The organism is Pantoea sp. E956-1 (assembly GCF_982223955.1).
On record NZ_CEUYZP010000028.1, the window covers coordinates 1 to 790 of the forward strand.

Below are 790 nucleotides of genomic sequence, written 5' to 3' on the forward strand. Positions count from 1 at the left end.
GGATGTCGACCACGGTCACCGCTTCCACGCCGAGCACGCGAAACAGCGCATCTTTCAGTTCTTCGAGCACTTGCGGGCTGAGGGTCGGCGCGTCGATGTAGACGTTCGGCGGAATCATCTCCACCGCATCCAGATTGAGATTGCGCCCACCGAGGATAGCCAGGACTTCCTGGGTGATGCCGACGCGGTCGATGAAACTGACGTGAATACGCATGGGGGCGGTTCAGTGATCTGCAGAGCGGAGGGGGGCAAGTATGCCTTAAATCAAAAACCCCCTCACCCCAGCCCTCTCCCGGAGGGAGAGGGAGCCGACCGAGGTGTCTGAGGTTATGCATCGACCTGAAAGTACCGGGCGATTATGGATTCAGTGATGCAGGATCAGTTCGACGCAATGCTGCAGCATCCCCCAATCGGTTCCCTCTCCCTCCGGGAGAGGGCTAGGGTGAGGGGCTTTTTGTGGGAAGTGTGGAAGTCGAGGGCGGCGTACAAAAAATACCGAAAAGTCCGACAGAAGCTCTGGTTGCGGCCGTTGGGCGCGACTTTTATAGTCTCCGTTCGCAGATAACTCTGCGACGATCTTGGGCGGTCGAATACAGCACCAGACCCCTCTTTGGAGTGAACTTTATGACCGACCAAGTAATGCCGCGCTATCTCCCCATCGACACCTACGACGCCGAATCCCCGGTGCTCTTCATCAATACCCACACTGAACTCAGCGACATGGCCGCCTGTGCGATGCACCGGTTTGTGGTCGTGCGCGATCTGGCCGACACCTTTGCCAGCCTTAACC

The 790-nt window shown here is 58.0% G+C and carries 1 protein-coding gene; it reads right to left on the reverse strand.

The features are described 5' to 3' along the window. Nucleotides 1-214 (reverse strand): hypothetical protein (locus AC0T7J_RS25065; protein ID WP_473798413.1); only part of this gene is annotated, 214 nt, incomplete at its 3' end. Nucleotides 215-790: the final 576 nt, after the last annotated feature.